The following is a 9,729-nucleotide window of genomic DNA, read 5'->3' as shown; positions in this document are numbered from 1 at the left end:
CCATGCCGGCCCGGTACTACATTCTGATCAACGTTGCACGCGACGGGACAATCATCGATTCAAAGACGATCGCCTGGGTATTCTCGCTTATGAAGCTTCAGTGCGAAACGGGAAGGGTGGGCAGGAATCTTTCGATCGAGGAAACCTGGATGGGATTCGATCCCGGGGAACAGGACCTGGGTACCGCAACGTCGCGGGATCGGCGGTTTCACTATTCCCGCGTCGCCCCGGATGGACGGTTCATGTCGGAACAGCCGGCGCATTATCCGTGCGCGGGCACCTTCGTGGATAAAAAGTCGGGCAAGGCCCTGTGCGTGGAACAAAACGAGAACCTGTTCGCCGTGATGTTCGGCGACCCGTGGGCCGGTATGAAATTATTGAATGAACAGCATGTCGATCTGAAGAGATCGACGTTCGGATTTTCGCTTGATGGCATACGGCATCGCGCCGAATTCCGGAATGGCATGAAAGAGCTGCATGTGACGAACGAAAAGACGGGCAGCACGACGGTTTTCGTGCGGGACCCTGCGTACCCGGTGTGGTGAACAGCTCCCCCGTCAGACCTTAAAAAAGTCCACCTTCATGCGAAGCGTTTCGGCCATCCCGGTGATCTCCTCGGCGGTCGAGGCGAGCTCCTCCGCGCCGGAGGCAATCGTCTGCGTCTTCTCGTTTATATAGCCGGAGGACTTCACGATCTCGTCCGTGGCGCGCAGGTGTTCGCCGGTCGCGTTCTTGATCTCCTCGGTCCTCGAGCGCACGTCGTCCACGATCCTGCGCATCCCCTCGTTCGCCTCGAGCTGTTCCCTCATGCTCGCCGAGATCCCGTCCATCATGCCGCTTATTGAGCTCATGCTGTCGATGATGAGACGCATCGTGTGGCCGGTCGTGTCCACGTTTTGATGGCCGCGCGTGATCTCGTCGCTGTTGACCTTGATGAGCGCCCCGATCTCCTTGAGGCTGCGCGCGGTCTGGTCGGCGAGCTTCGATATCTCGTCGGCGACTACGGCGAACCCGCGCCCGGCCTCCCCGGCCCGCGCCGATTCTATGGCCGCGTTGAGCGCCAGGAGGTTTATCTGGTCCGATATGTTGTTGATGATCTCGAGTATGCTCGACACCTTCTGCGAGCTTTCCGTGATCGTCTGCATGCTGGAATCCATGAGCCCCAGGGATTCGCTGCCCGCGCGCGCGTGTCCGGACATCTCGCCGGTGAGCGTCGTCGCGTCGCCTATGATCCTGCCCATCCGCTCGATGGAGCTCGAAAGCGCGCTCATCCTTTCCGCGAGCGTGTTCACGTTCTTGAACTCGGCGGTCGTGCTGGTCGCGATGTGTTCCATGCCCGCGGCGAGCTCCTCCGTGGTCGCGTTGACCTGCTCGACCGAGGCAGCCTGGCCCTGGGCGCTCTCCGAAAAATTCATGGTGGACGCGGAGAGCTCCTCCGACGCCGCCGCAAGGTTCTGGGCGATGCCTATGATGTCCCGCACCACACCCTGGATCTTTGCGGTGAAGGTGTTGAAATTATCCCCGAGCTCGCCGATCTCGTCGTTGCTGTTTGACTCGATGCGCGCGGTGAGGTCGCCCTCGCCGCCGGCGATGTCCTTGAGCATGGCGGTGGTTTTCTCGATGCGCCGCAGGATCAGGGTCCGCACCGACTTGATGATGAGCGCCACGAAACCGGTGCCCGTGAGCGCCAGTATTATGAGCATGAATATGCGCAGGTTCCAGATGAGATCGTTTATGACGTCGGCGTCCTTGCCCACGAAGAAGATGCCGGTCGCCTTCCCGTTCACGTCCCGGAGGGGCAGGTAGGCGGTATGATACAGCTTCCCGAGTATCGTCGCGTCGCCATAGTATTCCTTTCCCTCGCCCAGGACGGTATCGATGATCTTCTGGTGCTCGAGCTGCGTGCCGGTCAGGCGTTTGCCGTCCCGTATCAGGCTCGTCGAGATGCGCTCCGTGCCATAGAAGACTGTCGTGTCGCAGCCGAGAATCTTTTTCTGGCCGTCCACGAACGAGTCGTTCGAAAGCACGTACCCCATGGAGATCGCGCCGACGATCCTTCCCCCTTCATCCATAAGCGGCGCCCCTGCGCGTATGGAATATTTCACTACGGTGCCTTCCTCGATCCCCACGCTTCGCTGGCCATCGAACGCCTTCTTGATATTTGCCTGGTTGGATATGCTGTCCCCGAATTTTTCCGGGGAATGGGCGCGTACGAAGACGGTGCCGGTTTTATCGGTTACGACGAAATAGTCAAGATTAAACGATTTCATGGCGGTCTTGCCGACCTTGACCGCCGCGTCGCGGTCATTGGCCTGGAAGGCGCGCAGAAGGCGGGGGGAATTCTGGAACCATTCCGTCGCGGCGAGCGCAGTGTTCCTCATCGACTCGATGTTGCTCGTGGCGAGCGCGGCCTTTTCGCGCACCTCGCCCGCAAAATAGCGATCGAGCACAAACCCCACGACGACGCGCAGGCTTATTGACATGATGAGGATAAACACCACCATGAAGACGATGACGATAAGGGAGAATTTTTTGGCGATTGTCAAATCTCGGAATTTCATCGGGCCGTACCGTCGCTGCTGGAATCGAAATGCTCAAATAGCTGAAGCGTTATAAGATGAGGACAACATTGGGTGAACAGTATAACTATAGCAATCATACGCCCATGGCGCCATAAAAAATTCGATTGTCTTACGGCGGTCCCCGCGGCAGGGACCATTCATGCGTGGAGGTTTCCTTACTTTACGATACCGCATAACGTCCGTTGGGGGCGGTGCGCAAGGGGATGGCCCGCTCCATGACCCTGCACCCCGTCGCCGGGCGATCATGATACACCCCGGGGACCCGGAAACGCACGTGGAATCGGGTTCCTTCGAATGGAATGGGCGGCAGGAAGGGCCTTTTAAGCCCGGGCGGGATGCCGCGCAAAGGCCGCGTACGGACGCATGTACATAATGGAGCCCGCGAGCATGAGGGCGAGGCCGATAAACGCATAGCGGTAGTCAAGCTCGAAGATCGCCCCGCCCAGAACCCCCCCGATTCCCGATCCTAAAAATTGGAAGGAATTGAAGATGCTCATCACGGTGCCCTTGAGCCGCTGATTCGGGTAGTGCGAGACGGCGGCGGGAAGCACGGGCGCCATGATGCAGTGCCCCATGTAAAACAGGAGGAAGGCGACAAAGAGCCCCGCCGTGGATTCCCCGATTACGGCGCACAACACCCCGGCGGCCTCGCTCGCGAGCCCAAGGATCGTGACGGGCGTCGTACCGTACCGGTCGGCCTTTTTCCCGAAATAGAACATGCAGGCCGTGCCGGCGAGAGAGATGGGAACGTATATCTTCCACATGGCTTCGAGACCAATGCTCCGGTGGAAGAGGAGCGGGAGGACGAAGAACACCATGGAAAGCCCAAGGTTACCCACGAAGCCCGCCGCGTTCAGGCGCGCGAGGTCGCGGTTTTTCAGCGCGGCCAAAACGCCGTTACCCGATATTTCGATATGCTCCTCGATCCCGGATTCATGGTTTTTCAGCTGGAAGATCGTGTACAGCATGGTGACCGAGATGAGCGACGCGCACAGGTAGAAAAGGACCGGGATGCCCGCCTTCGCGGCGATGATCGGGGAAAGGGTAAAGCCGAATATGACGGAAAGCCCCATGGCAATTCCCACGTACGATAGGGCCGCCGAGCGCTTGTGCGCGGGAACGCCCTCGGTGAGCCAGGCCATGGTGACGCCGTTGATCGCGCCCGCCCCCGCCAGCACCCGCGCCCCTATAAGCTGCTGTATGCTCTTCGAGAGCCCCGAGAGGATCATGCCGGCGAGGTATACCCCCAGGCCAAGGAGCGTCACCTGCTTGCGGCCCCATCGGTCGCTCAGGCGGCCGAAGGGAACGAGGAGCGCGATCTGCACGATCCCGAACGTTCCCACCGCGAGCCCCGCGAGGGTCGGCGTGGAACCGGGGAGCTCCGTCGCGAAAATGGAAAAAACCGGGATGATCATCGAAATGCCCAGCATGCGCAGGCCCATAACCAGGCTTATGCCGGTTATAAGCTTTTTTTCGTGGGAATGGAATCCTCTTTCTTCCATGGCGTTATTGCAGGAGCCGCGCTTCCGTAATGCGTATTCAGATTGGCGGGAACCGTTGATTATTGCAGCCAGCTCACGGTGTTGTCCGGGCAATCCGCGTTTCGCCCAGGACGCATTGGGGGGGCGTGTTTCTCTTCCCGTCAATGATAATTAATGACGCCCAGCGCCGCGCGCCTGCGCCGGGGAATGCGCAGGAACCTGGAATAGTCGCCCAGCGCGACCGCCTTGTCGGCCATGCAGACCAGGTAGGATTCCGCATAACGCGGAGGCCTGGGGGTGAGGGGCCACATGTGGCGGACGATCGCGTCCTCCTCGATTGAGTTGAGCGTGAATCGCGTCCGCGCGTTCTCGAACGCCAGCGCAGGGTGGCGAAGCCCGTGCAGGCGCGGGCCCTCGGTGCGCCAGTTGTAGAAGAAGAAATCGTGGAGCAGCGCGGCGCGCGTCGCCGAGATGTAGTCGAGCCGGCGGCGCCGCGCCATCGCGTACACCATTCCCGCGACCGCGAGGCAATGGTCCTTGCGCGTCACCCTTCCATGGTGCGTGTAGAGGCCCAGCCGCTGGAAATCCTCGCTCGCGAGAATCTCCCGTATCTCGGGATGACGAAACATGTCGTCGTATCGTTTCTGTTTTCGTTTCATGGACGCTCCGCGCGCGAGAGAATTCCCCTCACTATACCGTTACTTTTCAGGGCGGACCGGAATTTTCCCCGGATTTCCCTGCGCCGTTTTCCGGCCCACGCCCGCGCGGCATTCAGGGGTCCGATATACTGCGGCCGCGGAGCGTGCGGTTCCCCCGGCAGCGATACCTGTGTCCACAGCGACGCGAAGGCCCGGCCCGGCTCCCATACCCTGCCTCCCCGGATGAGCGCATGCGTCTCGCGCACCAGCCGCGCCGATGCGCCCGCCGCCCCCGACGAATAGAAGAGATCGACCGCCATGACGGCCCCCGCCGCCAGGCTGAACATGAAGGTGAGCGTGGAATCGGCCCTGGCCATGAGGCGCACCGTCACCGGGTACACGGTGTTCTCGAAAATGAGCGCGAGCACCACCCAGTAGAGCGAGAATCCCGGGCACACGTGGCCCCGGATATTGAAGCGCTCGTCGCGGTAGTCCCACAGGCGCCTTCCGAAGAGGCGCAGCATCGCCTCGCCCACGGCCAGCTCGAGCAGGGATATGGAGAAAAAGTACACGGCCATGCGCGCGGTGAGGGAGAAATCCGCGGTAAGCGCGCACACGGCGAGGATCACGATTGCGCCGGTCCCGTACAGCGGGACATACGGGCCCCTCAGGAACCCGGGATTCACAAAGGCGCGCGCGTTCACGGAGCGGTAAAAGGATTCGATGCACCAGCCGCACATCGAGTAGAAAATAAATAGAAACGCCAGTGTCCGCGGGTCGTACTGCATCCGTCCCCCATTCAGATAGTGCGATTTTTTTTAAGACCGGCAAGTAAAAGGCCTATGGCGCGGTCGATATCATCCCTTATGCTCTCAAAGGGCCCGGAGGGAATCCGGAACCGGAGCGCGCGTTCAAGCCCCCGGACCATGCACAGCAGCGCATCGGCGGTCTGGGCGGGATCGGCATCGGCAATGCTGTCCGCTTGGCGCGCCTCGCCCACCAGCCGCGATATGAGCGATTTTTCGCGGCCGTCAAGCTCGCCCGTGAGGGCCTCCCCCTCGGGTGAATCGTCGAGCGCGAGCACAGTGAGCCCGGGGTTCGCGCACAGGAACCGGAAATGCTCGTGCACCACGGAGCGGATCTTTTCCACCGGATCGGAGAATTCGCGAAAGACCCCCTCCAGCCGCTCGTCGAACCTGCGTATTTTTTCCCGGATGAGCTCCCGGACGATCCCTTCCTTGCTGCCGTAGTAATTGTACAGGGTTCCCTTCGCGACGCGGGCCGCCCGCGCGATCTCGTCGACCCCGGTTTTTCGCATGCCGAAACGCGCGATCAGGTGTTCCGCTGCCTCAAGTATCCGATGATGCTTCTGTTCTTTCATTTTGAACTTTTGTACCGATTCGGTATAAAATAATATCGGACCCCCATATTTGTCAACAGTTACTTTGGAAAAAATGTCGGTTTTTTAGGTCGCCGGCACGGGAAGCAGCGGAAAAAGTGCTTGTCATTTCAGCCACTCGGATTTCAATAGACCCGAAAATGGCCTCAACTATAGTGATTAATTAAATAAGAACATATCTGTTTTGTCTGAATATATTAATTTTAGGTGTCTATGGCGCTCATAAAACGGGTCCTCATAAGTCTTTCGGATAAAACCGGCGCGGTGGAGTTCGCCCGCGAGCTTGCCTCGTTCGGGGTGGAATTCCTGTCGACCGGCGGCACCGCGAAGATGCTGCGCGAGGCGGGCCTGGCGGTTACGGACGTGTCCGAGTATACCGGGTTCCCGGAAATGATGGACGGCCGCGTGAAGACGCTGCATCCCAAGGTCCACGGCGCGCTTCTGGGCCTCAGGAACAATCCAGAGCACGTGCGGGTCATGAAAGAGCACGGCATCGAACCCATAGACATGATCGTCATCAACCTCTATCCCTTCAAGCAGGCTATCGCGAAGCCCGGCTGCACGCTGGAGGACGCCATCGAGAACATCGATATTGGCGGCCCCGCAATGCTCAGGTCTTCCGCGAAGAATAACGAGAGCGTGACCGTACTCATCGATCCGGCGGATTACCGCCCGGTGCTCGATGAAATGAAGAAAAGCGGCGGAAGCGTGTCCGCGCGCACCAACTTCCGGCTCGCGGTCAAGGTTTTCAGGAGCACCTCCGAGTACGACAGGATGATCGCCGATTACCTGTCGCAGCGGAGCGAGGGCTGACGCACAAATCCGTCTTGGAGTATTCTGGGTGTGACAAGGCAGCGCCCACTGGCCGTGACGACTGCCCGCACTCATGTACAATAATTAAATATTTTATCGGAGGTCATAGATGGCAGAAGTCACCTTAAAGGAAATCTATCCGGTTCCCGAAAGTTTCAGACAGAAGGCGTATGTAAAGAGCAGGGCCGATTACGAGAAGATTTGGAAAGAGTCCCTTGCCGATTCAGACGCGTTCTGGGCGAAAAAAGCCGAGGAGTACGTTACCTGGTTCAAGAAGTGGGACAAGGTCAATGCTTCGAACTACGGCAAGACCACGGAGGAGCTCAAGGTTTCCTGGTTTGTCGGCGGGAAACTGAATGTTTCCTACAACTGTCTTGACAGGCATCTCGAAAAGAGAGGGGACCAGGTCGCAATCATCTGGGAAGGCAACGATCCCAGCGAGACCAGGAAGCTCACCTACAAGGAAATGCACACCGAGGTATGCAAATTCGCGAACGTGCTGAAGAAGTACGGCGTCAAGAAAGGCGACCGCGTCACCCTGTTCCTCCCCATGATTCCCGAGCTCGCGATAGGCATTCTTGCCTGTACGCGTATCGGTGCAATCCACTCGGTAGTATTTGGCGGGTTCTCGGCCGAGGCGCTTCGCGACCGTATCGTCGACTGCGACAGCCGTGTGGTCGTATCCTGCGACGGTACCATGCGCGGGGCGAAAGCCGTTCCCCAGAAGGACAATGCCGACGCCGCGATCGCACAGAGCCCGAATGTCGGTCTCCATATCGTGGTTAAGCGCGTGGGCGACAAGGTTGCCGTAAAGTGGAACGACAAGATCGACAAGTGGTGGCACGACGAGATGGCAACGGCGAGCGCGGACTGCAAGCCCGAGGAAATGGACGCGACCGATACCATGTTCATTCTTTACACATCGGGTTCCACCGGAAAACCCAAGGGCGTTGCGCACGCAACCGGCGGATATCTCACCTACGTGGCATATACCCACAAGATGATTTTCGACTACCATGACGGCGACGTCTACTGGTGTACCGCCGACATCGGCTGGGTTACGGGTCACTCCTACATCGTGTACGGTCCGCTCGCCAACGGCGCGACCTCCGTCATGTTTGAAGGGGTTCCGTCCTATCCGGATTTCGGCCGCTTCTGGGCCGTATGCGAAAAGCACAAGGTCAACATTTTCTACACCGCCCCGACTGCCATCCGCGCGATCGCGAAGGAAGGCGACAGCTGGGTGGACAAGCACAACATCAAGTCCCTCCGCCTCCTCGGTTCCGTGGGCGAGCCCCTGAACCCCGAAGCGTGGAACTGGTACTACAACAAGATCGGCCGCGGCGAGTGCCCCATCGTGGACACCTGGTGGCAGACCGAGACGGGCGGCATCCTCATTACCCCGCTGCCCGGCGCGATCGACATCAAGCCCGCAATGGCGACCGTTCCCTTCTTCGGCGTCGAGCCTTCAATCGTTGATGACGGCGGCAATCCCCTCGAGGGCATATGCGAGGGCAACCTCTGCATCAATCGTTCATGGCCCGGCCAGATGCAGGGCGTCTATGGCGATCCGAAGAGGATGTTCGACACCTACTTCAGCCAGTTCCCCGGCAAGTATTTCACCGGTGACGGCTGCCGCCGCGATAAGGACGGGTATTACCAGATCACCGGCCGCGTCGACGACGTTATCAACGTATCCGGCCACCGCATGGGTACCGCGGAAGTCGAGTCCGCGCTTGTTTCGAACCCGAAGGTTGCCGAATCGGCCGTCGTCGGTTATCCGCACGAGATCAAGGGTCAGTCAATCTTCGCCTTCGTGACGCTCAAGACCGGCGTGGAAAAGACCGACGAACTCAAGAAAGAGCTTATCGCGCACGTGCGCAAGGAGATTGGCCCCATCGCGACTCCGGAAATCATCCAGTGGGCGGACGGACTTCCCAAGACCCGCTCCGGAAAGATCATGCGCCGCATCCTCAAGAAGATTGCCGCCGCCGACTTCAACAAGTCCGGCTACGGCGACATTTCCACTCTTTCCGATCCTTCAGTGGTCGATTCCCTCATGGACGACGCGAAGAAGATATTCGGGAAGTAAGATTTTTTAACCTGCATCACACGGGGGTTCGGATGCAAATCCGAGCCCCCGTTTTTTATGCGCGCAATAATGAAGGCGCACAAACGTTTGTGCGCCTTCATTATTGACTTCATTATTGGCTTGCGTATACTTCCCCGGCCCCTTATCGTGCTCCACAGCCTGAGGCCGAACCGCTATGACAGCCCTTGAATACATCTTGAACGACCTGCCGGATTACTTTATCTTTTTCGCGGGCGGGTACGCGATAGTGTTTTCCGCAGGGCAGCTCCTGGTGACGCCGCGAAGGCGTGCGAACTGGAACCTGGCCGCGCTTTTTTCCTGCCTGGGAATCGTGCTCTGGCAGACAGGGATCATCACCGCGGGTGCCGCGTTCCGGGTTCCCCTGGCGCTCGCCTTTCACGTGACGCTCATGTTCATGCTTTCGCCGCTTCTCTTCTTCGCCTACCATCTGGTCATACTGCCGGAAGAGGCACTTCCCGCACGGAAGGCGCTCCTGCTGCTCCCAACGGCCTGCGCGGTCACGGCGGATGCGGCCTACCTGCTGATCGGATCCGATGAGCGGATCCGACTGATCAAGGACCTGTTTGTCGTGGGCGCCCCGCATGTCGTTTTTGTAAAGCTCCTTTTTATCGGTGCGGCAGCGCAGATATCGGTATATCTCGGGTTCCTCTATGTGAGGCTGCGCGGGCTTGGAAAGGTGGATGAGCACATGGGAATTCTCAAC

Annotated in this window: 8 protein-coding genes; 3 read left to right on the top strand and 5 right to left on the bottom strand. The window is 59.2% G+C overall.

The annotated features are described in order from the left end of the window. Positions 1-557: 557 nt before the first annotated feature. From EPN93_00040 to EPN93_00020, 5 genes are all read right to left on the bottom strand, one after another. Positions 558-2,561: a HAMP domain-containing protein gene (locus EPN93_00040; protein TAL39994.1), complete on the bottom strand. Its 2,004-nt coding sequence runs from the start codon at positions 2,559-2,561 to the stop codon at positions 558-560. Between the two features lie 341 nt (positions 2,562-2,902). Further along, positions 2,903-4,084, bottom strand: coding sequence for an MFS transporter (locus EPN93_00035; GenBank protein ID TAL39993.1), 1,182 nt, complete (start codon positions 4,082-4,084; stop codon positions 2,903-2,905). A 140-nt stretch (positions 4,085-4,224) separates the two neighbouring features. Beyond that, positions 4,225-4,722, bottom strand: a complete 498-nt coding sequence (locus tag EPN93_00030) for a hypothetical protein (protein ID TAL39992.1) — start codon at positions 4,720-4,722, stop codon at positions 4,225-4,227. Then, the gene (locus EPN93_00025; GenBank protein ID TAL39991.1) at positions 4,719-5,489 is read right to left on the bottom strand and encodes a hypothetical protein; all 771 of its coding nucleotides are present in this window, start codon (positions 5,487-5,489) and stop codon (positions 4,719-4,721) included. The genes EPN93_00030 and EPN93_00025 overlap by 4 nt, the downstream gene beginning before the upstream one ends. Before the next feature lie 11 nt (positions 5,490-5,500). Further along, positions 5,501-6,082, bottom strand: a complete 582-nt coding sequence (locus EPN93_00020; protein TAL39990.1) for a TetR/AcrR family transcriptional regulator — start codon at positions 6,080-6,082, stop codon at positions 5,501-5,503. A 231-nt stretch (positions 6,083-6,313) separates the two neighbouring features. Between EPN93_00020 and EPN93_00015 the strand changes: the two genes are divergently transcribed. From EPN93_00015 to EPN93_00005, 3 genes are all read left to right on the top strand, one after another. Further along, entirely contained in the window at positions 6,314-6,913 is a 600-nt protein-coding gene (locus EPN93_00015; protein ID TAL39989.1) for a hypothetical protein, read from the top strand. A gap of 109 nt (positions 6,914-7,022) precedes the next feature. Further along, on the top strand, positions 7,023-9,005 hold the full coding sequence (gene acs, locus EPN93_00010) for an acetate--CoA ligase (GenBank protein TAL39988.1): 1,983 nt from the start codon (positions 7,023-7,025) through the stop codon (positions 9,003-9,005). 175 nt (positions 9,006-9,180) lie between these two features. Next, a partial coding sequence (locus tag EPN93_00005; GenBank protein ID TAL39987.1) for a hypothetical protein occupies positions 9,181-9,729 on the top strand: 549 nt, incomplete at its 3' end.

It is taken from the genome of Spirochaetota bacterium, from assembly GCA_004297825.1.
Taxonomy (GTDB): domain Bacteria; phylum Spirochaetota; class UBA4802; order UBA4802; family UBA5368; genus FW300-bin19.
The sequence above is the reverse complement of the archived record's forward strand: the minus strand, read 5'-3'. Positions and strand labels throughout refer to the sequence as shown.

What these genes read in the sequence shown, in the direction of transcription:
- EPN93_00030 (TAL39992.1), bottom strand. Translation starts at nt 4,722, where the DNA reads ATGAAACGAAAACAGAAACGATACGACGACATGTTTCGTCATCCCGAG.
- acs (TAL39988.1), top strand. Translation starts at nt 7,023, where the DNA reads ATGGCAGAAGTCACCTTAAAGGAAATCTATCCGGTTCCCGAAAGTTTC.
- EPN93_00020 (TAL39990.1), bottom strand. Translation starts at nt 6,082, where the DNA reads ATGAAAGAACAGAAGCATCATCGGATACTTGAGGCAGCGGAACACCTG.
- EPN93_00025 (TAL39991.1), bottom strand. Translation starts at nt 5,489, where the DNA reads ATGCAGTACGACCCGCGGACACTGGCGTTTCTATTTATTTTCTACTCG.
- EPN93_00035 (TAL39993.1), bottom strand. Translation starts at nt 4,084, where the DNA reads ATGGAAGAAAGAGGATTCCATTCCCACGAAAAAAAGCTTATAACCGGC.
- EPN93_00040 (TAL39994.1), bottom strand. Translation starts at nt 2,561, where the DNA reads ATGAAATTCCGAGATTTGACAATCGCCAAAAAATTCTCCCTTATCGTC.
- EPN93_00015 (TAL39989.1), top strand. Translation starts at nt 6,314, where the DNA reads ATGGCGCTCATAAAACGGGTCCTCATAAGTCTTTCGGATAAAACCGGC.